Annotated in this window: 25 protein-coding genes; 12 read left to right on the top strand and 13 right to left on the bottom strand. The window is 75.5% G+C overall.

Annotation, left to right across the window (positions count from 1 at the left end; genetic code table 11):
• Positions 1-9: 9 nt before the first annotated feature.
• From DMP17_RS31320 to alc, 5 genes are read left to right on the top strand one after another with little or no spacing between them, the layout of a single operon-like run.
• Positions 10-798 carry a hydroxypyruvate isomerase family protein gene (locus DMP17_RS31320; protein ID WP_337831421.1) on the top strand — a complete coding sequence of 263 codons (789 nt, stop codon included), beginning with the start codon at positions 10-12 and terminating at the stop codon, positions 796-798.
• Complete coding sequence (locus DMP17_RS31315) at positions 795-1676, top strand: 2-hydroxy-3-oxopropionate reductase (RefSeq protein WP_337831420.1); 882 nt, start codon at positions 795-797, stop codon at positions 1674-1676. Before DMP17_RS31320 ends, DMP17_RS31315 begins: the two co-directional genes overlap by 4 nt.
• Positions 1673-3463, top strand: coding sequence for a glyoxylate carboligase (gene gcl, locus DMP17_RS31310; RefSeq protein WP_337831419.1), 1791 nt, complete (start codon positions 1673-1675; stop codon positions 3461-3463). Before DMP17_RS31315 ends, gcl begins: the two co-directional genes overlap by 4 nt.
• Positions 3460-4626 (top strand): glycerate kinase, encoded by a 1167-nt coding sequence (locus DMP17_RS31305; RefSeq protein ID WP_337831418.1) that lies wholly within the window; start codon positions 3460-3462, stop codon positions 4624-4626. The genes gcl and DMP17_RS31305 overlap by 4 nt, the downstream gene beginning before the upstream one ends.
• Complete coding sequence (alc, locus tag DMP17_RS31300) at positions 4623-5615, top strand: allantoicase (protein ID WP_100877899.1); 993 nt, start codon at positions 4623-4625, stop codon at positions 5613-5615. Before DMP17_RS31305 ends, alc begins: the two co-directional genes overlap by 4 nt.
• A 20-nt stretch (positions 5616-5635) precedes the next feature.
• Here the strand turns inward: alc and DMP17_RS31295 are convergent, their stop codons facing one another.
• From DMP17_RS31295 to DMP17_RS31280, 4 genes are all read right to left on the bottom strand, one after another.
• Entirely contained in the window at positions 5636-6100 is a 465-nt protein-coding gene (locus DMP17_RS31295; protein WP_337831417.1) for a sodium-independent anion transporter, read from the bottom strand.
• Between the two features lie 351 nt (positions 6101-6451).
• Positions 6452-6892 (bottom strand): DUF2795 domain-containing protein, encoded by a 441-nt coding sequence (locus DMP17_RS31290; RefSeq protein ID WP_337831416.1) that lies wholly within the window; start codon positions 6890-6892, stop codon positions 6452-6454.
• Positions 6889-7089, bottom strand: coding sequence for a hypothetical protein (locus tag DMP17_RS31285; protein ID WP_337831415.1), 201 nt, complete (start codon positions 7087-7089; stop codon positions 6889-6891). The genes DMP17_RS31290 and DMP17_RS31285 overlap by 4 nt, the downstream gene beginning before the upstream one ends.
• Positions 7090-7271: 182 nt before the next feature.
• Complete coding sequence (locus DMP17_RS31280; RefSeq protein ID WP_337831414.1) at positions 7272-8171, bottom strand: isocitrate lyase/PEP mutase family protein; 900 nt, start codon at positions 8169-8171, stop codon at positions 7272-7274.
• A 138-nt stretch (positions 8172-8309) separates the two neighbouring features.
• Here DMP17_RS31280 and DMP17_RS31275 point away from each other — a divergent pair, with 138 nt between their 5' ends.
• The 7 genes from DMP17_RS31275 (at position 8310) to DMP17_RS31245 (ending at position 15339) form a co-directional block, all read left to right on the top strand.
• A complete protein-coding gene (locus DMP17_RS31275) occupies positions 8310-8966 on the top strand; it encodes a GntR family transcriptional regulator (RefSeq protein WP_226356934.1) in 657 nt (218 codons plus the stop codon).
• A complete protein-coding gene (locus DMP17_RS31270; protein WP_337831413.1) occupies positions 8963-9604 on the top strand; it encodes an isochorismatase family protein in 642 nt (213 codons plus the stop codon). Before DMP17_RS31275 ends, DMP17_RS31270 begins: the two co-directional genes overlap by 4 nt.
• Positions 9605-10684: an LLM class flavin-dependent oxidoreductase gene (locus DMP17_RS31265; protein WP_226356932.1), complete on the top strand. Its 1080-nt coding sequence runs from the start codon at positions 9605-9607 to the stop codon at positions 10682-10684. It begins immediately after the preceding gene.
• 76 nt (positions 10685-10760) lie between these two features.
• Complete coding sequence (locus DMP17_RS31260; protein WP_374228608.1) at positions 10761-11708, top strand: acyl-CoA desaturase; 948 nt, start codon at positions 10761-10763, stop codon at positions 11706-11708.
• 167 nt (positions 11709-11875) lie between these two features.
• Positions 11876-13846: an MFS transporter gene (locus DMP17_RS31255; RefSeq protein WP_337831412.1), complete on the top strand. Its 1971-nt coding sequence runs from the start codon at positions 11876-11878 to the stop codon at positions 13844-13846.
• Positions 13839-14465 (top strand): TetR/AcrR family transcriptional regulator, encoded by a 627-nt coding sequence (locus DMP17_RS31250; RefSeq protein WP_226356930.1) that lies wholly within the window; start codon positions 13839-13841, stop codon positions 14463-14465. Before DMP17_RS31255 ends, DMP17_RS31250 begins: the two co-directional genes overlap by 8 nt.
• Positions 14466-14496: 31 nt before the next feature.
• The gene (locus tag DMP17_RS31245) at positions 14497-15339 is read left to right on the top strand and encodes an alpha/beta fold hydrolase (RefSeq protein WP_337831411.1); all 843 of its coding nucleotides are present in this window, start codon (positions 14497-14499) and stop codon (positions 15337-15339) included.
• Positions 15340-15371: 32 nt separating this feature from the next.
• Here DMP17_RS31245 and DMP17_RS31240 read toward each other — a convergent pair whose 3' ends face one another.
• From DMP17_RS31240 to DMP17_RS31200, 9 genes are read right to left on the bottom strand one after another with little or no spacing between them, the layout of a single operon-like run.
• On the bottom strand, positions 15372-16226 hold the full coding sequence (locus tag DMP17_RS31240; RefSeq protein ID WP_083474056.1) for an ABC transporter permease: 855 nt from the start codon (positions 16224-16226) through the stop codon (positions 15372-15374).
• 4 nt (positions 16227-16230) lie between these two features.
• Positions 16231-17079, bottom strand: coding sequence for an ABC transporter ATP-binding protein (locus DMP17_RS31235; RefSeq protein WP_226356928.1), 849 nt, complete (start codon positions 17077-17079; stop codon positions 16231-16233).
• 47 nt (positions 17080-17126) lie between these two features.
• Positions 17127-18155 carry an ABC transporter substrate-binding protein gene (locus DMP17_RS31230; protein ID WP_226356927.1) on the bottom strand — a complete coding sequence of 343 codons (1029 nt, stop codon included), beginning with the start codon at positions 18153-18155 and terminating at the stop codon, positions 17127-17129.
• Positions 18152-19267 (bottom strand): amidohydrolase family protein, encoded by a 1116-nt coding sequence (locus tag DMP17_RS31225; protein ID WP_337831410.1) that lies wholly within the window; start codon positions 19265-19267, stop codon positions 18152-18154. Before DMP17_RS31225 ends, DMP17_RS31230 begins: the two co-directional genes overlap by 4 nt.
• Entirely contained in the window at positions 19264-20400 is a 1137-nt protein-coding gene (locus DMP17_RS31220) for an amidohydrolase family protein (protein WP_337831409.1), read from the bottom strand. The genes DMP17_RS31225 and DMP17_RS31220 overlap by 4 nt, the downstream gene beginning before the upstream one ends.
• Entirely contained in the window at positions 20397-20837 is a 441-nt protein-coding gene (locus DMP17_RS31215; protein ID WP_226356924.1) for a Rieske (2Fe-2S) protein, read from the bottom strand. Before DMP17_RS31215 ends, DMP17_RS31220 begins: the two co-directional genes overlap by 4 nt.
• On the bottom strand, positions 20834-21286 hold the full coding sequence (locus DMP17_RS31210) for an aconitase X swivel domain-containing protein (RefSeq protein ID WP_226356923.1): 453 nt from the start codon (positions 21284-21286) through the stop codon (positions 20834-20836). The genes DMP17_RS31215 and DMP17_RS31210 overlap by 4 nt, the downstream gene beginning before the upstream one ends.
• Positions 21283-22563, bottom strand: a complete 1281-nt coding sequence (locus DMP17_RS31205) for an aconitase X catalytic domain-containing protein (protein WP_337831408.1) — start codon at positions 22561-22563, stop codon at positions 21283-21285. Before DMP17_RS31205 ends, DMP17_RS31210 begins: the two co-directional genes overlap by 4 nt.
• 48 nt (positions 22564-22611) lie before the next feature.
• Complete coding sequence (locus DMP17_RS31200; RefSeq protein WP_226356921.1) at positions 22612-23919, bottom strand: FAD-dependent oxidoreductase; 1308 nt, start codon at positions 23917-23919, stop codon at positions 22612-22614.
• Between the last annotated feature and the right edge of the window lie 20 nt (positions 23920-23939).

Raw genomic sequence — 23939 nt, 5'->3', positions numbered from 1 at the left:
GCCCCTGAAGTGCGCTACACCGTCAACTGCTCCATCGTGTTCCCCGACCTGCCGCTGCTCGACCGGCCCGCGGCCGCCGCGGCGGCCGGCTTCGACGCCGTCGAGTTCTGGTGGCCGTTCGCGGACTCCGTGCCCGGCGACCACGAGGTCGACGCCTTCGTCACCGCCGTCGCCGACGCCGGCGTCACCCTCACCGGGCTCAACTTCACCGCGGGCGACATGCCCGCCGGCGAGCGCGGCATCCTGTCCGACCCGGCCCGCGCGAGCGAGTTCGCCGACAACGTCGCCGTGGCCGTCGGCATCGGCGAGCGGCTCGGCACGCTCGGCTTCAACGCCCTGTACGGCAACCGGCGCGACGACCTGGACCCGCGCGTCCAGGACGAGACCGCCGTCCGCAGCCTCGCACTGGCCGCCGACGCGGCCGCCCGCATCGGCGCGGTCGCGCTGCTCGAACCGGTCAGCGGCGTCGACGCCTACCCCCTGAGGACCGCCGACGACGCCGTCGCCGTGCTCGACCGGGTCGGGTCGCCGCACCTGCGGCTGCTGCTCGACGTCTACCACCTCGCCGTGAACGGCGACGATCCCGCGGCCGCGATCGACCGCCACGCCGACCGGATCGGCCACGTCCAGATCGCCGACGCCCCCGGCCGCGGCGAACCCGGCACCGGGGACCTGCCGATCGCCGACCTGCTCGCCCGGGTCGTCGCCGCCGGCTACGACGGCCCGGTCAGCCTCGAGTACAAGCCCGTCACCGCCGACCCGTTCGGCTGGCTGACCAGGGAAGGAGCCCCCGCATGAGCACCATCGCCTTCGTCGGCCTCGGGATCATGGGCGGCCCGATGGCCCGCCACCTCGTGAAGGCCGGCCACGACGTCGTCGGCCACAACCGGAGCCCGGAGAAGGCCGAGGCCCTGGCCGCCGACGGCGGCCGGGCCGCGGCGACGGTCACCGAGGCGGTGACCGGCGCCGACGTGGTCGCGCTGATGCTGCCCGACTCCCCCGACGTCGTCGACGTCTGCACCCGCGACGGCGGCGTGTTCGACACCGCGGAGCCGGGCACCCTGGTGGTCGACTTCTCCACGATCCGCCCCGACGTCGCCCGCGACCTCGCCGCCCGCGCGGCCGAACGCGGCCTGCGGATGCTCGACGCCCCGGTCTCCGGCGGCCAGGCGGGCGCCGAGAACGCCGCCCTGTCGATCATGGTCGGCGGGGAGGAGGCCGACGTGGCCGCCGCCCGCCCGCTGCTCGACGTCCTCGGTGCGACCGTCGTGCACGTCGGCCCGTCCGGGGCCGGGCAGACCGTCAAGGCCGCGAACCAGCTGATCGTCGCCGGGAACATCGCCCTGCTCGCCGAGGCGGTCGAGTTCCTCCGCGCGCACGGCGCCGACCTCGACGCCGCCGCCCGTGTGCTCGGCGGCGGGCTCGCCGGCTCGAAGGTCCTCGACCAGAAGGCCCCGAAGATGCTGGCCGGGGACTACGCCCCCGGCTTCCGGATCGACCTGCACCACAAGGACATGGGCATCGTCGCCGACTCCGCGCGCGAGGCCGGGGTGGTCGCCCCGGTGACCGCGCTCGTCGCCCAGCTCGTCGCCGCCACCCGGGCCGCCGGCGACGGCGGCCTCGACCACTCCGCCCTGCACCGCACCGTCCGCCGCCTGAACGGGGAGTCGTCATGACCCGGATGACCGCGGCCGAGGCCGCCGTCCGCATCCTGGAGGCCGAGGGCGCCACGCAGGCGTTCGGCGTGCCGGGTGCGGCGATCAACCCCTTCTACGCCGCGATGCGCGCCCGCGGCACGATCGGCCACGTCCTGGCCCGCCACGTCGAGGGCGCCTCGCACATGGCCGAGGGCTTCACCCGCTCCGGTCCGGGCAACATCGGCGTCTGCATCGGCACCTCCGGCCCGGCGGGCACCGACATGGTGACCGGGCTGTACTCGGCGTCGGCGGACTCGATCCCGATCCTGGCGATCACCGGGCAGGCGCCGGTCGCACGGCTGCACAAGGAGGACTTCCAGGCCGTCGACATCGCGGCCATCGCGGCACCGGTCACCAAGATGGCGATGACCGTGCGCGAGGCCGCGCAGGTGCCGGGCGCGTTCGCCCAGGCGTTCCACCTCATGCGGTCCGGCCGGCCCGGTCCCGTGCTGATCGACCTGCCGATCGACGTGCAGCAGACCGTCATCGACTTCGACCCCGACACCTACGCCCCGCTGCCGGTGCACCGCCCCGCGATGACCGGCCCGCAGGCGTCGCGGGTGCTGGACCTGCTCGCCGAGGGCGAGCGGCCGCTGATCGTCGCGGGCGGCGGGATCGTCAACGCCGACGCCTCCGCCGAGCTCGTCGAGCTGGCCGAGATCCTCGGCGTCCCGGTCGTGCCGACCCTGATGGGCTGGGGCACGATCCCCGACGACCACCCGCTCGCCGCCGGGATGGTCGGGCTGCAGACCGCGCACCGCTACGGCAACGCCACCTTCCTGGCCTCCGACGTCGTCGTCGGCATCGGGAACCGCTGGGCGAACCGGCACACCGGTGGGCTGGACACCTACCGGCGCGGGCGCCGGTTCGTGCACGTCGACATCGAGCCCACCCAGATCGGGCGGGTCTTCGCCCCCGACTACGGCGTGGTCTCCGACGCCGGGGCCGCCCTGCGCGCCCTGCTGGCCGAGGCCCGCCGCCGCCGCGACGCCGGGACCCTGCCGGACCGCGGCGCGTGGGCGGAGTCGTGCCGCGAGCGGAAGGCGACGCTGCTGCGGCGCACCGACTTCCCGCACGTCCCGATCAAGCCGCAGCGGGTGTACCAGGAGATGAACCGGGTCTTCGGCCCGGAGACCCGCTACGTGACGACGATCGGGCTGTCCCAGATCGCGGCCGGCCAGTTCCTGCACGTCTACCGGCCCCGGCACTGGGTCAACTGCGGCCAGGCCGGACCGCTCGGCTGGACCATCCCGGCCGCGCTGGGCGCCGTCGTCGCCGACCCGTCGACCCCGGTCGTCGCGCTCTCGGGCGACTACGACTTCCAGTTCATGCTGGAGGAGCTCGCGGTCGGCGCCCAGTTCGGGCTGCCCTACGTCCACGTCGTGGTCAACAACTCCTACCTGGGACTGATCCGGCAGGCGCAGCGCGCGTTCGACATGGACTTCCAGGTCTCCCTGGCCTTCGACAACATGCACGCCGACGAGGAGCTGACCGGGCTGCCCAAGGGCTACGGCGTCGACCACGTCCGCGTCGCGGAGGGGCTGGGCTGCGTGGGGCTGCGGGTCACCGAGCCCGACGAGATCGCCACGACCCTGCGCCGGGCGTCGCAGCTGGCCTCGGAGCACAAGGTGCCGGTCGTGGTCGAGGTGGTGCTGGAGCGGGTCACGAACATCGCGATGGGCACCGAGATCGACGCCGTCACCGAGTTCGAGGACCTCGCCGAGACCCCCGCCGACGCCCCGACCGCGCTGGCCCACCGCCGGTGAGCGCGATCCTGCTGGCCCCGGACAAGTTCAAGGGCTCGCTGGACGCCGCCGCCGTCGCCGACGCGCTCGCGGCCGGGATCGCCGACGCCGACCCGGGCCGTCCGGTGCGCCGCTGCCCGGTCGCCGACGGCGGCGAGGGCACCGTCGCCGCGGCGCTCGCCGCCGGGTGGGAGCCGGTCACGACCACCGCGACCGGCCCCACCGGGGCTCCGCTGACGGCCGTCTGGGCCCGCGACGGCGTGTCCGCGCTGGTGGAGCTGGCCTCGACGGCCGGGCTCGCGGTCCTGCCCGGCGGGGTGCGCGACCCGGGCGGCACGGGCACCGAGGGGCTCGGCACCGTGCTGGCCGCGGTGCTCGACGCCGGGTGCACCGACGTCGTCGTCGGGCTCGGGGGCAGTGCCACCACCGACGGCGGAGCCGGGCTGCTGCGCGGGCTCGGCGCCCGGGTCCTGGACGCCGGCGGCGCCGAGGTCGGGCGGGGCGGCGCGGCGCTTGCCCGGGCCGACCGGCTCGACCTGGCCGGGCTGCACCCGCGGCTGCGGGACCCGGCCGTGCGGGTCCGGCTCGCCGCCGACGTCGACAACCCGCTGCTCGGCCCGCACGGCGCCGCGGCCGTCTACGGCCCGCAGAAGGGCGCCGACGCCTCCGGGGTCGCCGCGCTCGACGACGCGCTGGCCCGCTGGGTGCGGGTGCTCGCCGCCGCCACCGGCACCGACGCCGACGCGCTCGCCGCGGCACCCGGCGCCGGGGCCGCGGGCGGGGCGGGGCTCGCGCTGACCGCCGTCTGCGGGGCGCGTGTCGCACCCGGCGTCGGTACCGTCCTGGAGCTGACCGGCTTCGACGACGAGCTGGCCGGCGCCGGTCTCGTCGTCACCGGGGAGGGCAGGCTGGACGCCCAGACCCTGCACGGCAAGGCTCCGGCCGGGGTCGCCGCCGCCGCCCGCGCGGCCGGGACGCCGGTCGTCGCCGTCGCCGGGCAGGTGACCCTCGGCCCGGCCGCACTGCGGGCCGCGGGTTTCGTCGCGACCTACGCCCTGACCGACACCGCCCTCGACCACCGCGACGCGGTCGACCGCGCCGCCGAGCTGCTGCGGCTGCTCGGCGCCCGGATCGCCACCGACCACCCGTCCCCCACCCGCCCGATGATCAGGAGCAGACCGTGACCGACCCCTCGCTCATCGACCTGGCCTCCCGCGCGCTCGGCGGCTCGGTCGTCGCCGCGAACGACGAGTTCTTCGCCCAGCGCGAGAACCTCATCACCGCCGCCCCGCCCCGCTTCGACCCCGACGAGTTCGGTCTCAAAGGCAAGGTCTACGACGGCTGGGAGACCCGTCGCCGCCGCGAGCCCGGCCACGACTGGGCGCTGGTCCGCCTGGGTGCGCCGGGGGTGGTGGACCACGTCGTCGTCGACACCTCCTGGTTCAGGGGCAACTACCCGCCGGAGATCGCCGTCGAGGCGACCGCCGTCGACGGCCACCCCTCCCCTGACGAGCTGGAGAAGGCGCCCTGGCACGAGATCGTGCCGCGCTCGGCGTGCGCCGGGCACACCGCGAACGTCTACCCGGTGACCGACACCCGCCGGGCCACCCACCTGCGGCTGATCATGCACCCGGACGGCGGGATCGCCCGGTTCCGGGTCCTCGGCCGGGTGCTGCCCGACCCGCGGTTCCTCGAGGGCACCGTGGACCTGCTCGCGGCGGAGAACGGCGGGCACGTCACCGGCTGCTCCGACGAGTTCTACTCCTCCCCCGGCAACCTGCTGCTGCCCGGGAAGGCGCGGCACATGGGCGAGGGCTGGGAGAACGCGCGGCGCCGCGACGGCGGCAACGACTGGGTCGAGTTCGCGCTCGCCGCGGGCGGGGTCCCGCGGCACGTGGAGGTCGACACGACCTGGTTCGTCGGGAACGCGCCGGGCTGGGTCTCGGTCAGCACCCGCGACGAACGCACCGGCGGGTCGTGGACGGTGCTGCGCGACCGCGAGCGGGTGCAGCCCGACACCCGGCACCGGTTCCTGCTGCCCGGCGCCGCACCGGCCACCCACCTGCGTCTGGACGTGTTCCCCGACGGCGGGCTGTCCCGGCTGCGGTGCTGGGGCGAGCTCGACGAGGACGGCGCGGCCGCCGTGCGCCGCGCCCTCGACGCGGCGGGCTGACGGCCCCGGGCCGGTCGGGGTCAGGTACCGGAGGCGACCGGCCGGCCACCGGCGCGGTCGTCGCCGGCCCGGCGCGGTCCGGGCACGGTCCCGGCAGCACCGGCGGTACCGGCGCGGGCCGCGGTCAGCGTCCGGACGGCGACCTCGGCGGAGGGGAAGGCGCTGCAGCGCTGCAGGACCTGGCGGGCGCGCAGCGGCAGCAGCTCCGCCCGGCCGCCGCACCCGGCCAGGTGCAGACGCACGCCGTCGGCACGCGAGCGGGCGACGACCGCGCCGAGCCGCTCGGTGGCGGGCCCGTCGAAGGCGTTGACCCCGGAGAGGTCGACGACGACGTGCCCCGGGGTCCGGCCGCACCGCGCCTGGGCGTCGAGCATCCGCGCCAGCGCCTCCACTCCCGGACGGTCCAGCCGCCCGGACACCCGGACCAGCCGCACCCCCGGTCCCGCCGTCTCGACCGCCAGCCCGATCGCCGTCTGCCCCGCCACGTCCGCCTCCTCGCCGCGCCGGGCCCGCCCGGGCCCGGACACCCCCGGCCTTCCCGGTGCTCCGCGGTCTACACGCGCACGGACGGCTTGATCGATACCGTCGCCCGGTTCGGGGAAACCGGACCAATCCGGCCGCACCGCGTGATATACATCACCTCGCGTGAGCAGCCGGTCTCCCACCGGCACGCACCCGCCTCGTCGCGGGCCACGCACCCCGAGGACCCACCACCCGTCGCTGGGGAGCGGACGGGTGGCCGCCCCGGCCGGGGCCGGCGGATTCGGGACCGCCGACCCCGGCCGACTCGGCCCCAACCGCCTCCGTCCGGGGCGGTCGCACGGCCCCGTCGGAGGTCAGGCCGGGCGGTGTCCCGGCGCGGGTGCGGGCCTGCCGTGGGCGCGCGGCAGGCGCGGCGGGACACCGGCCCGCTCGGCGGGGTGCAGCCGGTCGGCGCCGATCGCGGGCCGGACCGGGGCCGGGCGCAGCCGGCTCCGCGCCGCGGCCGTGAGCACCTCGACGACGGCCTCGAACGACGGGTACCGCCCGTCGGGCAGCGGGAGGAGCTGCTGGCGGACCACGCCGCTCACCCCCCACGCCTCGGCCTCGGCGAGGACCTGCCAGCGGTGGGCGGGCCAGCGCAGACCGGCCAGCACGCGTCCGAGGTTCTCGCGCAGCCGGTCCAGGTCGCCCGGGGACACCGGCAGTGGGTCGACCGGCGACAGCACGGTCCGGGCGGCGGGCACCGGCGCGGGGACCGGGCGCAGCGCGCGTCCCGGCACGGGGGGTGCGCTCACGCGGCCCACCCCGTCTCCAGCTCGGGCTGCTGCGCCCCGCTGCACGCCGGGTCACCGTCGAGGTGCCGGTAGGAGAAGGTGGGCCTCTCCAGCGGGGTCGCGGGGTCGGAGTGCCGGAAGATCCGACAGACCGAGCCGTCCGCGACCGACGACCAGCATCGTTCGCAGATGCGGAGCCGGGGAGTGTTCTGCTGCACGATCCACCGCCTGGGGCGATTCCGGGACCCTGCCTGCCTGACCCGTTCCGGTCGACGTCCGCAGGTCAGCAAGGTCATCTCCGCTGAGTGTGGTGGACGACATATCGACCCGCCACTCCTGGCCGTGTATTACCGACCCTTCCGTAGAGGGACGTTTGCGGCGTGAGGCGGCCGGGAACTGTTCACTCCCCCTCCGCGCGGTAGCGCTGCTCCAGCTCGCGGACCTCCCCGATCCCGGCGAGCTCGGCGAACTCGTCGAGACCGCCGAGCCGGTCGATCAGCGACGCCGGGGTGCCCTCGGCCCGCAGCCGCTCCAGCAGCTCCCGCATCCCGGCCGTCGCCGCGAGCAGGGTGCCCACCGGGAACAGGACCAGGGCGAACCCGAGCTCGGCGAGCCGGTCGCGCGACAGCGGCGGGGTGCGGCCGCCCTCGGCCCAGTTGAACACCAGCCGGTGCCCGGCCAGCGCGGTCGCGACGGTCTCGATGTCGCGCTCGGACGTCGGCGCCTCCACGAACAGCAGGTCGGCGCCGGCGTCGGCGAACCGGCGGGCCCGGTCGATCGCCGCGTCCAGCCCGTCGACGGCGGCGGCGTCGGTCCGCGCGATCACCAGCAGGTCCGGGTCGGTGCGGGCGTCGACGGCGGCCCGCACCTTCGCGGCCATCTCCGCGGCGGGCACCACCTGCTTGCCCGCGAGGTGCCCGCACCGCTTGGGCATGACCTGGTCCTCCAGGTGCAGCGCCGCGACCCCGGCCCGTTCGTAGTCGCGAACGGTGCGGATGACGTTGAGCGGGTTGCCGTAGCCGGTGTCCGCGTCGGCGATCAGCGGGAGGTCGACGGCGTCGGCCAGCCTGCCCGCGTGCGCGGCCATCTCCGCTCCCCCGAGCAGGCCGACGTCGGGCCGGCCGAGCAGCCCGGCCGTCGTCCCGAACCCGGTCATGTAGACGACGTCGAACCCGGCCTGCTCGACCAGCCGCGCGGACAGCGCGTCGTAGGCGCCGGGGGCGAGCACCGGGGTGCCGGCGTCGAGCAGGGCACGCAGGCGCGCCCGGCGGTTCCCGGGTCGGCTGAGGAGGTCGGCCACGGCGGGGTCCCTTCGTCGAGCTTGATTGTGTACACGCATCGCCCACTCTGCCCGTCATCCGGACGTAACAACAGGTGGAGCCTTGTGCGTGACCGGCGGCACTCGTAGGTTGCATACATTCCGACGCCGGAGGTGACGATGGTCGACACGACTCCCCGGCGCGCCTCCGAGCGCGCCCAGGCCGCGCTGCGCGAGGAGATCCTCACCGGCGCGCTGGCCGCGGGCGCCCACCTGGGCGAGGTCGAGCTCGCCGACCGGCTCGGGGTGTCGCGCACCCCGGTCCGCGAGGCGCTGTCCCGGCTCGCCGCGGAGGGGCTGGTCGAGCTGCACCCGCACCGCGGTGCGCGGGTCGCCACGTTCTCCGAGGCCGACCTCGACGACATCTTCGGCGTCCGCACCGCGCTGGAGCCGCGGGCCACCGCGCTGGCCGCCGCCCGCGCCACCGCCGCCGACCTCGACCAGCTCGACGACCTCGCCGGCCGCATGCTCGCCGTCGGCGGCCCCGGCCCCGGGCAGGACCTCGACGCCCTGGTCGCCCTGAACCGGCGGTTCCACGCCCGGCTGCTCGAGATCGCCGACACCCCCGCGCTCGCCTCCGCGCTGGCCGGCGTGGTGCACGCACCGGTCGTGCTGCGCACCTTCCACACCTACGACGCGGCGTCGCTGGCCCGCAGCCTCGCCCACCACGCCGAGATCGTCGCCGCACTGCGCGCCGGGGACGGCGCCTGGGCCGCCGCGGTGATGGTCAGCCACATCGCCAACGCCCGCGCCGTGATGACCGGGGACCGCCGGTGACCGGCGCCGGGGCAGGACCGCACGGTGCGCCGTTCTCGGGCCGGGTCGGCTGGGGCGCGGCACCGGCCGTCGTCGTGGTGGACCTCGTGGCCGCCTACACCGAGCCGGACGGGCCCTTCTTCCTCGGGGACGCCGCCACCGCGGAGCGGGTCACCGGCGGCTGCGACGCCGTGGTCGCCGCGGCCCGCGCGGGCGGGCACCCGGTCGTCTGGACCGTCGTGCGCTACGCCGCCGACCTCGCCGACGCCGGGTTCTTCGCCGCGAAGGTGCCCGCACTGTCCTGCTTCGCCGAGGGCGCCCCCGGGGACTGGGGCCGGCTCGTCCTCGACCCGGCGCCGGGCGAGACGCTGCTGGCCAAGCAGCACGCGTCCGCCTTCGCCGGGACCTCGCTCGCCGCGACGCTGCGGGCCCGCGGGGTCGACACCGTCGTCGTCACGGGGGTGTCGACGTCGGGCTGCGTCCGCGCCACCGCCACCGATGCGCTCGCCGCCGGGTTCCGCCCGGTCGTCGTCGCCGACGCCTGCGCCGACCGCGACGCCGGCGTCCACACCCGCAACCTCGCCGACCTCGACGCCAAGTACGCCGACGTCGCCGACCTGCCCAGCACCGTCACACAGCTGTCCACCCCGGAGGTCTGAGTGCACTACGGCGTCTTCATCCCGAACGCGACCAACGGCTACATCCTGTCCACCGGCAGCCCGCAGTACCGGCCGAGCTTCGCCCACAACGTGGCGATCACCCAGGAGGCCGAGCGCCAGGGCCTCGACTTCGTGCTCTCGATGATGAAGCACCGCGGGTCGGGCGGGCCGAGCGACTTCTGGGGCGAGTGCCTGGAGTCGTTCACCCTGTTCGGCGGGCTCGCCGCGGTGACCGAGCGGATCGGGCTCTACCCGTCGGTGACCACACTGGCCACCCACCCGATCATGGCCGCCCGGATGGTCGCGACGATCGACGAGATCTCCGGCGGGCGCTGCGGGCTCAACATCGTGACCGGCTGGAACAAGCCCGAGTACACGCAGATGGGGCTGTGGCCCGGCGACGAGTACTTCGAGCGCCGCTACGCCTACGCCGCCGAGTACGTCCGGGCGCTGCGGGCACTGTGGAGCGAGGGGACCGCGACCTTCTCCGGCGAGTTCTTCTCCTTCGACGACGCCGACATGCGTCCCAAGCCGCTGCACACCCCGACGATCGTCTGCGCGGGCCAGTCGCCGGCGGGCCAGGCGTTCACCGCCGAGCACGGCGACCGGAACTTCATCATGGCCGAGCGCTCGAAGGTCGGGGACATCGCCGCCGGGGTGCGCCGGCTCGGCGACGAGGCGGGCCGCGACGTCGGCACCTACGCGCTGTACTGCATCATCGCCGAGGAGACCGACGACGAGGCCGACCGGCTGTGCGCGCACATCGTCGAGAACGCCGACCTCGAGGCCATCAGCTACATGACCACCGGGGCGTCGCTGGACACCAACCCGGACGGCACCTCGGCCCAGCTGCTGGCCTCGCTGGAGCGTCCCGCGTCGGAGGGGAACATGGCGTTCCTGTCACTGCCGGTGGTGAAGGGCTCTTACGAGCGGGTCGCGGCCCAGCTCGACGAGATCGCCGCGACCACCGGCATCGACGGGGCGCTGCTCACCTGGCCCGACTTCGTCGACGGCGTCACCAAGTTCGGCGAGCGCGTGAAGCCGCTGCTGCGGGAGGCGGCCCAGCCCGCCACGGCCTGAGGAGTCCCCACTCACGGTGCGTGAGGGGGGTTGTCCCCACTGTCCGTTCTGGTGCGAGCCGGAACCATCGGAGGGTGTGACCGACACCCGGCCCGCGCCGCGCTCCGACTTCTCCGACCGGCTCCGGCATCCCGTTCCGCACCTGTTCGTCTACGCGTTCGCGATCGTCCCGGCGATCGCGCTCGTCGCCGCGGTCCCCCTCGCGTGGGGCTGGGGCCTGACCTGGCTCGACGCCGGCCTCGCACTCGGCCTGTACGTCGTGTCCATGCTGGGGGTGACCGTCGGTTTCCACCGCTACTTCACCCACGGCTCGTTCACCGCGAACCGGCCCCTGAGGATCGCGCTCGCCGTCGCGGGCAGCCTCGCCGTGCAGGGGCCGGTCCGGCACTGGGTGGCCGACCACCGCCGTCACCACGCCTACGCCGACGCCGAGGGCGACCCGCACTCGCCGTGGCGCTACGGCACCTCCCCCGCCGCGCTGGTCCGCGGCTTCTGGCACGCCCACATGGGCTGGATCTTCGACCGGTCGCTGACCGACCAGCGCCGCTTCGCCCCGGACCTGCTCGCCGACCCCGACATCGACCGGGTCCACCGCGGCTTCACCGTCCTGACGATCCTGTCCGTGTTCGGGCCCGGCGTCGTCGGCGGCCTGGTGACCTGGTCCTGGTGGGGCGCGTTCACCGCGTTCTTCTGGGCCGGGCTGGTCCGGGTCGCGGTGTCGCACCACGTCGCGTGGTCGACCAACTCGATCTGCCACCTCGTCGGTGAGCGGCCGTACAAGGCCCGGGACCGCTCCACCAACGTCTGGCTGCTCGCCATCCCCAGCATGGGCGAGTCCTGGCACAACCTTCACCACGCCGACCCCACCTCGGCCCGGCACGGCGTCGGCCGCGGCGAGATCGACATCTCGGCCGGCACGATCCGGCTGTTCGAGCGGCTCGGCTGGGCGTGGAACGTCCGCTGGCCCACCGAGAAGCGCCTGGCCAGGCTGGCCGTCCACCCGGAGGGCACCGCCGCGGCCTGACCGCCGGGCCGTCCGGGCCCGCACGCGGCGCAGGCGACGCCCCGCCACCGGCCCCCGCCGGTCGCGGGGCGTCGTCGCGCGGACGGGCCGGCGCAACCGTGCAGACTGTGCGCGGACGCACGTCCGGCAAAGTTGCACAGCCTGCATCTTTGGGCCAGACTCGTTGCGTGACGTCAACTACCCGCCCCGTGCGCACCCCCGAGGAGGCCGCGGCCCACCGCCGCGACGTACTGCTCCCCCTGACCGGCCTCCTGATGGCGCTGTTCGTCGGCGTGCTGTCCAGCACGATCGTGTCGAACGCGCTGCCCCGGATCCTGGGCGACCTCGGCGGGACCCAGGCCGAGTACACGTGGGTGGTCTCGGCGTCACTGCTGGCGATGACGGCCTCGACCCCGATCTGGGGCAAGCTCGCCGACCTCTACTCCAAGAAGCTGCTGGTCCAGGCCGCGATCGGGATCTTCCTGGTCGGCTCGCTGCTCTGCGGGCTGGCGGTCTCCACCGGGCAGCTCATCGGCTTCCGGGTGCTGCAGGGCCTCGGCATGGGCGGGCTGCAGGCGCTGACCCAGGTCGTGATCGCGGCGATCATCACCCCGCGCGAGCGCGGCCGCTACATGGGCTACCTCTCGGGGATCATGTCGATCGCCGTCGTCGGCGGTCCGCTGCTCGGCGGCATCATCGTCGACTCGCCGCTGGGCTGGCGCTGGTGCTTCTTCGTCGGCGTCCCGCTGGCCGCGCTCTCGCTGCTCGTGCTGCAGCGCACCCTGAACGTGCCCACCCCCGTGCGCGCCGACGGTGAGCGCCCCAGCATCGACTACCTGGGCGCCACCCTCATCGCCGCCGCGGTGTCGGCCCTGCTGCTGTGGACCTCGCTGGCCGGCAAGCAGTTCGGCTGGGCCTCGCCGACCTCGTTCGGCCTGATCGGTGCCGGCCTGGTGCTGCTGGTGGGCGCGATCGTCGTCGAGCGACGGGCCAAGGACCCGGTCGTGCCGCCGTTCCTGTTCCGCGACCGCACCGTCATGCTCGCCACCGTCGCGAGCCTGTTCGTCGGCGTCGCGATGTTCGGCTCCACCATCTTCCTGTCCCAGTACTTCCAGCTCGCCCGGGGCGCCAGCGCCACCGAGGCCGGGCTGCTCACGCTGCCGATGATCGTCGGCATGTTCGGCGCGTCGAACGTGGCCGGCCAGCTGATCACCCGCACCGGCGTCTGGAAGCGCTATCTCGTCGGCGGCGCGGTCTCGCTGACCGCGGGCCTGTCGCTCGGGGCGGCGGTCATCTCCTCGACCGCGCCGTACTGGCTGGTCGCGGTCGCGATGGCACTGGTCGGCATCGGCGTCGGCACCACCCAGCAGAACCTGGTGCTCGCCGTGCAGAACACCGTCGCGCTGCGGCACATGGGCGCCGCGAGCTCCACGGTGACGTTCTTCCGCTCGCTCGGCGGCTCGGCCGGCGTCGCGGGGCTGGGCGCGCTGCTCGCCTCCGTGGTCGGGTCCCGGACCGCGGCCGGGCTGGCCGACGCCGGTGTCGACGGCGGGGCGGCCGTCGGCGGCGGGCAGGTGCCGCATCTGGCCGACCTGCCCGAGCCGGTGCGCTCGATCGTCATGGAGTCCTACGGCCACGCCACCTCGATGATCTTCCTGGTGGCCGCGCCGCTGGCCTTCCTGGCCCTGCTGGCGATCCTGGCCCTGCGCGAGGTCCCGCTGCGCGACACCCTCGACATCGAGAAGCCCGCCGACCCCGCGGCCGGTGCCGCGGCCACCACCCCGGCCCCGCCGACCGGTCCGACCGGTCCGGTGCTGCACGGGTTCGTGCGGGCCGACGGCGCCCCGGCGGGCGGTGCCGTGCTGACCGTCCTCGACGGCACCGGCGACGAGGTCGGCCGCACCCGCGCCGACGCCGACGGGCACTACCGCATCTGCGTCGCCACCGGCATCGTGTCCACCGTGTACCGCTGGGAGGGACGTCCCGCCGCGCACCGGGTGAGGGTCGGCGCGGACGGGCTGCGGCTCGACGTCGACCTGCCGGCCGGCGCACCCGCCGACGGCACGACACGCACCGCCGGCGGGCATCCGGGCCGGCACGAGCTCGTCTCGGTCATCGAGGCGCCCGAGCGCGAGCGGACGGGGGCCGACCGTGGCTGAGCAGGCCGCCCCCGGGCGTCGCGAGCGCAAGAAGGCCGCCACCCGGGCCGCGCTCGCCGGCGCCGCGCTGCGGCTGTGCAGCGCCCACGGCCCGGACGCGGTGACCGTCGAGCAGATCGCCGACGCCGCCGACGTCGCGCCCCGCACCTTCTTCAACTACTTCACCTCGAAGGAGGAGGCGGTCGTCGCGGGCAACGCGTCGTCGGCGGACACCCTGCTGACCGCGTTCGCCGCCCGCCCCGACGACGAGCCGGTCGCCGAGTCGCTGCGGCACGCGCTGCGTGCCGTGGTCACCGACCCCTGCTACCTCGACCGGGTGCAGGCGCTCCGGGCGCTGCGGGAGCACCCGACGATCGTCGCGCACCAGATGGCCGCGTTCGCCGCGCAGGAGCGGGCGCTGGCCGACGCCGTCGTCGCCCGGACCGGGTCCGACCCGGCCCGCGACCTCTACCCGACCCTGGCCGCGGCCGCCGCGGTGACCGGGCTGCGCGTCGCGGTGCAGCACTGGCTGGGCGACCACGGCACGGACCCGCGCTCGCCGTCGCTGACCCAGCTGGTGGACGAGGCCATGGCCGTGTTCGACGCCGGCCTGCGCGCCCTGGCGGGGGCCCCGGCCTGACCCGGCGGGCGGCCGGGAGAGGATCACCGGCGTGCCCGTCACCACCGTCCTGGACCGCCCGGCCCCGGCACCGCTGGAGCTGACCCTGCACCCGGTGCCCGACCCCGGTGCACCCGTGCTGCTGGTCGTGCCCGCGATGGGGATGCGCGCGTCGTTCTACACCCCGCTGCTGAGGGCGCTGACCGACGCCGGCGTCGCCGCCGCGGTCACCGAGCTGCGCGGGCACCAGGCCCGCCCCGCTCCCCCGCCCGGGCGCCGCAACGACTTCGGCTACGACGACCTCGTCGGCGACCTCGCCGCCGCCGTCGAGGCGGTGCACACCGAGCGGCCCGGCGCGCCGGTGTTCGTCGTCGGGCACAGCCTCGGCGGGCACCTCGCCGCGGCCCACGCCGCGCGGCACCCCGACCGCGTCGACGGTGTCGCCCTCGTCGGGTCGGGCAGCGTCGACTGGCGGGTCTGGGGGCCCGCGCACCTGCTGCGGACCCAGGCCGTCGTGGCCGCGGCGATGCTGATCGGGCACTTCCCGGGCGACCGGGTCGGCTTCGCCGGGCGGGAGGCCCGCGGGCAGATGCGCGACTGGGGCCGGTGGGCCCGCACCGGGCGGCTCGCGTTCGGCACGCCGCGGATCGACCACACCCCGTCGATCGCCGCGGTGCACCTGCCGGTCCTCGGGATCGGGTTCGAGCGCGACGGGCTCGCCCCGCCCGCCTCGGTCGACGCGCTGCTGGACATGTTCGGCGCGGCGACCCTGCGCCGCCACCACCTCGACGTGCCCGCGGCGCGCCCGCACTTCGGGTGGGCGCGCGAGCCGGGGGCGCTCGACGTCGTCGTGCCGGTGCTGACCGGCTGGGCCCGCGACGCCGCCGGGGCGTGACCCCGGCGGCGTCGGCGTGCGGGCGCTGCGGCTCAGACCCCGGTGTTCACCGACTCGTGCCACGGGATGACCAGGCGTTTCGCGGTGGTCACCATCAGGTAGAGCAGTGACCCCAGCACCGCGAGCAGCACGATCACCGCGAACAGCCGTGGCGCGTCGAGGGCGTTGAGGCTCGACACCACCAGGTAGCCGAGCCCGGCGCTGCCGCCGAGGTACTCACCGACGATCGCGCCGATCACCGAGAACACGATCGCGACCTCGGCGCCGGCGAACACGTAGGGCAGGGTCGCGGGCAGCTCCAGGTTCCGGAACGTCGCCCAGCGCGAGGCGCCCAGCCCGGTCATGACGTCGCGGTGCCCGCGCTCGACCGAGCGCACCCCCAGCATCACGTTGAGCATGATCGGGAAGAACGCGAGCAGCCCGGCCATGATGATCTTCGAGGTGGGGCCGAAGCCGAACCAGATGACGAAGATCGGCACGAACGCCACCTTGGGCACGACCTGCAGCGCGACCAGGGCGGGCTGCACCGCGCGGCGCAGCCACTCGATCCGCCCGAGTAGCGCGCCGACACAGACACCGGCGACGAGCGCGGCGCCGAACCCGACGAGGACCTCCAGCAGCGTCACGCCGATGTGGCCCCAGATCGCCGGGTCGGCCAGCAGCTCCCCCAGCGCGCCGACGACGGCGGCCGGTGCGGGCAGGATGAACTCCGAGACCCCGACCACCGAGACGGTGAACTGCCAGGCCCCCACGAGCAGCAGCAGGAGCACCGGCCCGGAGATCCACGGCAGGCGCCGCAGCCAGGGCGACTCCTTCTCGGGGCCGCCGGGGTCGGTGACGGGGGTGGCGGGGTCGGTCGCCGGAGCGGGCCGTTCGGTCGTGGTCATCGGTTCAGTCCTCCCGGTCCAGCTCGGTGCGCAGCCCGGCGACCAGCGCGCCGAACTCCGGTGTCGTCTCGGTCGCGGCGGACCGCGGCCGGGGCAGGTCGATCGTGGTGATCGACCGGATGCGTCCCGGGCGCGGGGTCAGCAGCACGACCCGGTCGGCCAGGAACACCGCCTCGGGGATCGAGTGGGTGACGAACACGACGGTGGCGCCGGAGACCGCGTGGATCTGCTGCAGCTCCAGGTTCATCCGGTCGCGGGTCAGGGCGTCCAGCGCGCCGAACGGCTCGTCCATCAGCAGCACCGACGGGTCGCAGGCCAGGGCGCGGGCGATCGCGGCCCGCTGGCGCATGCCGCCGGAGAGCTCCCGCGGGTAGGAGTCCTCGAACCCGCCGAGCCCGACGGTGGCGCACAGCTCGGCGGCCCGGGCGCGGCGCTCGGCACGCGGCACCCCCCGCAGCTTGAGCGGCAGCGCGACGTTGTCGGTGATCGTGAACCACGGGAACAGGTTCGCCTCCTGGAACACCAGGCCGAACTCGGCGAAGACCGCGTCGTCACGACGGCCGGCGGCCCACGCGGGCCGTCCGCCCGCCTCGACCAGTCCCGCGGACGGGGCGAGCAGGCCGGACAGGATCCGCAGCAGCGTCGTCTTGCCGCAGCCCGAGCGCCCGACCAGCGAGACGAACTCGCCGCGGGCGACGTCCAGGTCGATCCCGGACAGTGCGCGCACCTCCCCCCGCCGGGTCGGGTACACCTTGTCCACACCGGACACCCGCAGGCCGACCGCGCCTCCGGTCGGGGCCGCGTGCGCCCCGGGACGGGTCGCCGTCGCCTGGGTCGCTGTCTCCTGGGTCATGCTCGTCTCCTGCTCCGGTGCCGAGGACCGTCGTGTCGTCGGGGTGCTCATCGGGCGCCCTCCGTGCCGTTGAGGCCGGCGTCGAGCCACTGCGCCGGGTCCAGACCGGCGGGGACCTGACCGACCGAGGACACCTCGTCGTAGGTGGCCTGCCAGCGCTGCGGGGAGATGCCGGTCGGACCCTGGCCCGCGGCGTAGCCGTCGACGTAGGCGGCGAGCGCGGCGCGGGCGACCTCGGGCCGGTCCAGCGCCGAGACCTGGTACTTCGAGCCGATCAGCTGCATCGTCTCGGCGAAACCGTTCGCCTCGTCGGCGGTGATGAACGCGGTGGCGTCGGCGATCGCCGCGAGGTAGCGGCGCAGCTTGTCCTGCTCCTGCGGATCGGTGGCGGTGGCCTTCGAGGTGGCGTAGATCTGCGACCCGGCCGAGATGGCGTCGTTGGGGTCGTAGACGACGGCCTCGGGCCGGGTCGCCTGCAGCAGCATCGCGGTGTCGAGCGAGACGATGAACGCGTCGACGCGGCCGGTGTTCACCAGGTCGAACACGCCGGGGCTGAGCCCGACGACCTGGCGGCGCAGCTCGGCGGGGGCGATCCCGGCCGACCCGGCGACGAGGTCGAGGGTGATCGAGCTGGTGCCGCCCTCCGACGGCGTCCCGACCAGCTTGCCGCGCAGCTGCGCGGCGTCGGTGACCGGCGCCCGCTGCGAGGAGACCAGGCGCAACGGCCCGTTGTGCACCACACCGCCGATCGCGACCAGCGGTGCGCCGCGCTCGCCCGCGGCGACCATCGTCTCGATGTCGCCGATCCGGGAGATCTCCGCGGACCCGGCGAGCAGGGTCTGGATGGCCGGCGCCGAGCCCTGGGTGGCCTCGAAGGTCACGTCGAGACCGTGGGCGGCGAAGAAGCCCTTGGTGTCGGCGATCATCTCGGCGGCGTAGCCGAGCGACTCCATCGGGAGGATGTTGAGGAAGGTGATCCGGTCGCGGCCGTCCTGGCCGCCGCCCGCGCCGCATCCGGCGAGGACGAGGCAGGCGGCGAGCAGGACCGCGGCGAGCCGGGTCGTCGTGCGGGTCATCGGGGGACCTCCGGTGCGTGCTGGGCCGACGCGGGCGACGGTGCCGATGCGCCGACGGTGTGGCTGCCGCGGTACCACGCGGCGGCGTTGTGGTGGGTGACCGCGGCGCGGGCGGCGGGGTCGAGGGCGGCGAGGAGTCGGGCCGCGCCGTCGCCGTGGCGGTGCGGGTGGTCGCCGGAGTACAGCAGCAGCTCCGGGGCGCCCAGGACGTCGAGGGCGTCGCGCAGCTCGCCGGGGTCGCGCGGCAGGTGGACCGGCGCGGTGGTGAACCGGACCTGCTCGCGGACGTACTCCGACGGCATCCGGTCCACCCACGGCACCTCGCGGCGGATGCCGCGCCACTCCTTGTCCAGCCGCCACAGCAGCGGCGGCAGCCAGGACGAGCCGCACTCGGCGACGGTCACCCGCAGCCCCGGCAGCGCGCCGAGGGCACCCTCGGCGACCAGCGACACCAGCTGGGACTGGGCGACCTGCCCGTGGGACAGGTAGTCCTGCAGGTAGGTGTGGGTGAACCCGGTCGTGGTCGGGGCGCTGCCGACCCGGCCCCAGGCGTGCAGGGTGACGACCAGCCCGGCCGCGGCGGCCGCGGCGAGGACCGGCCGGAACACCGGGTGGCCCCAGCGCAGGTCGTGCCCGCGCACCGGGAGCAGGACCTGCACGAAGCGCGGGTCGTCCGCCCAGTGCTCGATCTCGGCGACGGCCGCGGCCGGGTCGCCGAGCGGCACCGCGACCGAGCCGCGGGCGCGGGGCTCGTGGTCGAGGAACCGCTGCGCGGTCCAGGTGTTCACCGCCCGGCACAGGGCGGCCTCGAAGGCGTGGTTGCGGCTGACGTCGAACGCGGTGGTGCAGGTCAGGACCGCCGTACCGATCCGGCCGCCCCCGGGTGCGGGCGCGTCGAGGACCGCGGCACGCAGGGCCGCGACGTCGTGCGGGGCGGGCCCGTCGACCATCGCGGGCGGGTAGGCACCCCCCTGGACGGGGTCGGCGCGCAGGGCGGCGCCCGCCGCGTAGTCGCGCCAGTACGGGCTCAGCAGCCCCGCGAGGTCGGCGAACGAGGCCGGCGCGACGTGGGTGTCGGCGTCGAAGAACTCCTCGGGCTGGTCGGCGCTCATGCGTCGCTCCCGGGCAGGGTCAGGCCGTAGAGGCGGGCGGCGTTGGCGGCCGCCATCGGCCGGCGCAGCGCCGCGGGCAGCACCCGCAGCGCGGTGATCGGGTCGTCGAAGTCCCAGTGCGGGTAGTCGGAGGAGAACAGGATCCGGTCGGTCATCCCGGTCTGCTCCCAGGTCGTCGCCAGGTGTGCGGGCACCGGCGGCTCGTCGATCGGCTGGGTGGTGAACCACACCCGCTCGCGCACGATCTCCGACGGCGGGCGGGTCAGCCACGGGACGTCGTCGCGGCACAGCTCCCAGGCGTCGTCGAGCCCCCAGAGCAGCGACGGCAGCCAGGACACCCCGCCCTCGACGAGCACGAACTGCAGGTCCGGCACCGCCTCGAGGACGCCGCCGGCGACCAGCCCGGTCAGCGCGACGGCCACGGCGTTGCCGTACCACGCGTGCTGCTCCAGGTAGAACGACGGCCAGCCGTCGCCGCGGTGGCCCTCGGTGCCGCCGAGGTGGATCGCCACCGGCAGCCCGTGCGCGGCGGCCGCGGCGTAGATCGGCCGGTACTTGGCGTCCGACCAGGGCAGGAACGTGCCGCTGGGGAACAGGACCTGCACGAACCGGGGGTCCGCGGCGCGGCGCTCGATCTCGGCGACGGCCTCGGCCGGCGACTCGTGCGGGATGCAGATGCTGGCCCGCAGCCGCGGCTCGGGGTCGAGCCAGTCGGTGACCAGCACGTCGTTGTACGCGCGGCACAGCGCGGCCGCGAACGCGGGCTCCTCGGCGCCCGCGGTGTGGCCCTGCATCGGGATGAGCACCCCGGCGACGACGTCGTAGGGGTCGAGCAGCTGGCTGCGCATCAGGTCCAGGTCACTGCCCGGGGGCCGGACGGCGCTGCCGGGCGGGCCGGCCTCGGGGTGGGAGTCGCGGCGCATGCCGCCGTGCCGGACCCGGGGGTAGACCGCGGGCGGCGGCGCGCCGCGCAGCCCGAACCGCAGGAACCGTCGCCGCCAGGGCTCGGGCAGCGCGGCCGCGAGCCGGTCGGCGGTGACGACCGGGTGGATGTCGGCGTCGACGATCGGGGTCCGGGCGCGACGCCGGGCCGGGGCCCGGGTGGTGGCCGCGGTGGAGTCGATGGTGGTCATGACGTCTCCTCGGTGGCGGGGCGACGGCCGGTGTCGACGACCACCCAGCGGTCCTCGACGGTCACCTCGAAGGTCTCGGCGGTGTACGGGCCGGGTGTCATGCCCGGCGGGCCCGGCTCGACCGACGCCGGGAGGCTGCGGGCGGGCGCGTCGCCGGGCTGGTAGGAGCGGCCGGTGCGCACGTCGTACTCCCAGCCGTGCCAGGGGCAGGCGACGAGCACGTGGCCCTCGTCGAGCCGCACGTCCGAGGGACCGGTCGCCACCGGGGCCCCGGCGACGGAGCCGCGGCACAGCGGGCCGCCCTGGTGCGGGCAGTGGTCGGCGAGGGCGTAGTAGTCGTCGCCGACCCGGAAGACGCCGATCGAGCGGGTGCCGACCCGCACCACGCGGTGCTCGCCGGGGGCGAGCTCGTCGGCGGGCAGCACGGCGAGCCTCACGTCCCCTCCCCCGCCCGGTGCTCGCCCGCCCGCGCGAGGAGCTCGACGGTGCCCGCGGTGGCGTCGAGCCGGATGCGGTCACCGGTGCGCAGCACCTGCACCGGGTCGGCGTCGAGGTCGGCCAGTGCGGGGACGCGGGTGACGACGGCGCCGAGCGCGGCCTTGGTCGTGGTGACCGTGAAGACCATCCCGAGCGGGGCGGTGCCGAGCAGCCGGGTGCTCTGGAAGAACGCCGACCAGCCCGAGGACCCCTTGGCGCCGGGGAACACGAGGATCTTCCCGGTGAAGCAGACGCCCTGCAGGGCGTGCCGGGCCTCGACGATCGTGCCGGTCGCCGGGTCGATGCCGCCCCAGCCGGAGATCGTCTCGGGCGACACCAGCGCCTCGCCGGTGACCACGCCGGGCACCACGGTCCGTCCGCGCAGGACGGTCCCGACCGTCGCGGTCATCGCAGCTCACCCGACCAGCGGCCGGTGACCGCGGCCCGCACGCAGTCCTCGGTGGTGCCGAACCACGCCTCGATCCCGAGGATCGCGGGCAGGTAGTGGGCCTGCTTGGCGGAGTCGGTGGCGAAGACCCGGGTCCCGGGCGGGGCCAGGCGGGACATCGCCGGGCAGGAGTCGGTGAGGACCTTCGCGCCGGCGGCCTCGATGGTGGCGGTGTAGCCGCTGCGCTCGGCGACCGCGGCCAGCGCCCGCGGCGCCATGATCCACAGCGAGGTGCCGTCGTGCAGCCTGCGGCCGTCGAGGAGCCGGGCGACGTCGCGGATCTGGTCGAGCGAGGCGTGCGGGCAGCCGAGCAGGACGAAGTCGACGTCCGTACTGGTGCCCTGGTCGTTGAGCCGGGCGTAGGTGGCGGCCCGCTCGGCGGCGCCGTAGACGACCGCGTCGGCCGGGACGCCGCCGCCGAACGCGGCCTCGACGGTCGGCGCCTCCGGGGTGACCCCGGGGACGTGGTACATCTCGACCCCGCCCGAGGAGGCGGCCGCGGCGCCGAAGTGCTTGAGGTCGGTGAGGTCGGGCAGGGCGAGGTCGCCGGTGACGACCGGGCGTGCCTCCTGCACGACGTCGCCGGTGAAGTAGCCGAGCAGGCCCCAGTCGAGGAACCCGCCGACCGGGGTGTCGACCCGGACCAGGTGGGTGCCGCGCCGGTGCTCGTCGTGGTGGTTGCCCCAGCACGGGACGCGCCCGGTGAGGCTGGCCGCGCCGGTCGACGCGGTGCCCTCGCAGTTCGTGCGGGCCCCGAGCACCGAGTTGGCGTAGACGACCGCGGAGGACTCCATCCAGGCGCAGTGCTCGCCGCGGACCGGGAGGTTCCCGACCTGGTACGGCGTGCAGGTGGCGAGGATGGAGACGCCGCGACGGCCGTAGAAGGTCTCGGCGTCGGCCTGCAGCTCGACGAACTCGGCCGGGTAGGGCGCGACGGCGGCCGCGTCGGCGCCGAAGCCCTGCTGGAGCTGGCAGGTGGGCACCGCCATCGGCGGGATCTCGTGGGTCTCGTCGCTGTCGAGGTTGATCACCGAGAAGGCGCGGTCCCAGCCGCCCTCGGCGACCAGGCGGGCCTTGAGCGGGGAGGGCTGGGTGGCGGTCCCGGCCACGTTGCGGACCGAGCAGAGCCGCTCGGCGTCCAGTGCCTCGGCGTAGCGGGTGAGCAGATCCATCGCGGCGGCGACGGCGGGCCCCTCGGCCCCGTCGAGCATCCTGCGGTCGTCGTCGGTGAGTATCACGGGGCGCCTCCGGGCATCGTTGCCTGTCTCCTCGTGGTGGGGGTGGGGTCAGTCCTCGACGTTCTCCCGGATGCGGTCGGTGAGGGCGTCGGCGGGCACGTCGTGCAGGCTGCCCTGCGGTCCGGCGAGGTCGAGGGCGTGCGCGGCGGCGTGGCCCATCGCCGCGCACGGGCCCATGACGCGCACGCTGGACAGCGCGGCGGCGTCGCCGTCGATGCAGCGGCCGGCGGCGACCAGGTTCGACGCGGCGGGCGGCAGCATCGAGCGCAGCGGCACGTAGTGCAGGTGGTCGGCGTCGAAGGTCTCCCAGACGTAGCCGTCGGGGCTGTCGTGCAGCTCGATCGGCCAGGCGGTGCGGGCGACGGCGTCGTCGAAGCGGACCCCGGCGCGCACCTCCTCGACGGTGAGCTGGTGGGCGGCGGCGATCCAGCGGGTCTGGCGGCGGCCGGGCAGCCCGTAGGAGCGCACCGTGGCCTTGCCGAACACCTCGGGGAACTCCGCGCGCAGGAACTCGACGACCCGGTCGGCCTGGGCCTTGCCCTCCAGCTGGGCCTCGGCGGCGGCGATCGGGTCCAGCGGCGCCTCGATGTGGGTCATGTTGAGCACCGCGGTGTCGCGGCCGGGGAAGTAGAAGGCGAGGCCGTCGCGGCGGAGCAGGCCGTAGTCGCCCGCCTTGGCCGCGACCCGGTCGGCGAGCTCGGCGGGCGGCGGGGCGGCGCTGGCGTCGAGGTGCTCGACGACGAGCTGCTGGCTGCCGTAGATCTCCCGGTCGGGCAGCCGGCACTCCAGGCCCGCGGCCCAGGCGAGCGCGGCGTCGCCGCTGGCGTCGACGAACCCGGCCGCGGTGACGTCGACGGCGCCGTAGCGGGTGGCGAAGCGGGCGCCGAGGACGCGGTCGCCGTCGCGCTCGACGCCGGTGAGGGTGGCGTTGGTGAGCACCCGGATGCCGTGGGCGCGGACGGTGTCCTCGACCCAGCGGCCGAGGCGCACCTCGTCGTAGCCGACGGTGAGGGTGTGGCCGGTGCGGCGGAACAGGTCGCCGCCGGCCTCGAGGTCGGCGAACATCGAGTCGAACAGGCCGTGGGTCAGCTGCCGGAACTCGGGGCCGTTGCCGTAGACCCCGCAGAACAGCCCGATCAGCGAGTTGACCATCTGGCCGCCGAGGACGGGGGCGGCGTCGACGAGGACGACGTCGCGGCCGAGGCGGGCGGACTCGACGGCGGCGGAGAGCCCGGCGATGCCGGAGCCGACGACGCAGACGTCGGCGGTCACCGCGTGCTCGGCCGGGTCGCCGGCGCGCAGGGGGGCGTCCCGGATCACGGTGTGGACCGGCAGGGGCGTCAGCGGGTGAGGCATGGCTCACACACTAGGAACGG

The organism is Pseudonocardia sp. TMWB2A (assembly GCF_017312135.1).
This window is presented reverse-complemented; position numbering and strand designations above follow the sequence as displayed.

Bases quoted from the DNA above. Each gene is read 5' to 3' on its own strand.
- DMP17_RS31315 (WP_337831420.1), top strand. From the start codon at position 795: ATGAGCACCATCGCCTTCGTCGGCCTCGGGATCATGGGCGGCCCGATG.
- DMP17_RS31240 (WP_083474056.1), bottom strand. From the start codon at position 16,226: ATGACCACGACCGAACGGCCCGCTCCGGCGACCGACCCCGCCACCCCC.
- gcl (WP_337831419.1), top strand. From the start codon at position 1,673: ATGACCCGGATGACCGCGGCCGAGGCCGCCGTCCGCATCCTGGAGGCC.
- DMP17_RS31200 (WP_226356921.1), bottom strand. From the start codon at position 23,919: ATGCCTCACCCGCTGACGCCCCTGCCGGTCCACACCGTGATCCGGGAC.
- DMP17_RS31220 (WP_337831409.1), bottom strand. From the start codon at position 20,400: ATGACCACCATCGACTCCACCGCGGCCACCACCCGGGCCCCGGCCCGG.
- DMP17_RS31235 (WP_226356928.1), bottom strand. From the start codon at position 17,079: ATGACCCAGGAGACAGCGACCCAGGCGACGGCGACCCGTCCCGGGGCG.
- DMP17_RS31275 (WP_226356934.1), top strand. From the start codon at position 8,310: ATGGTCGACACGACTCCCCGGCGCGCCTCCGAGCGCGCCCAGGCCGCG.
- DMP17_RS31230 (WP_226356927.1), bottom strand. From the start codon at position 18,155: ATGACCCGCACGACGACCCGGCTCGCCGCGGTCCTGCTCGCCGCCTGC.
- DMP17_RS31225 (WP_337831410.1), bottom strand. From the start codon at position 19,267: ATGAGCGCCGACCAGCCCGAGGAGTTCTTCGACGCCGACACCCACGTC.
- DMP17_RS31210 (WP_226356923.1), bottom strand. From the start codon at position 21,286: ATGACCGCGACGGTCGGGACCGTCCTGCGCGGACGGACCGTGGTGCCC.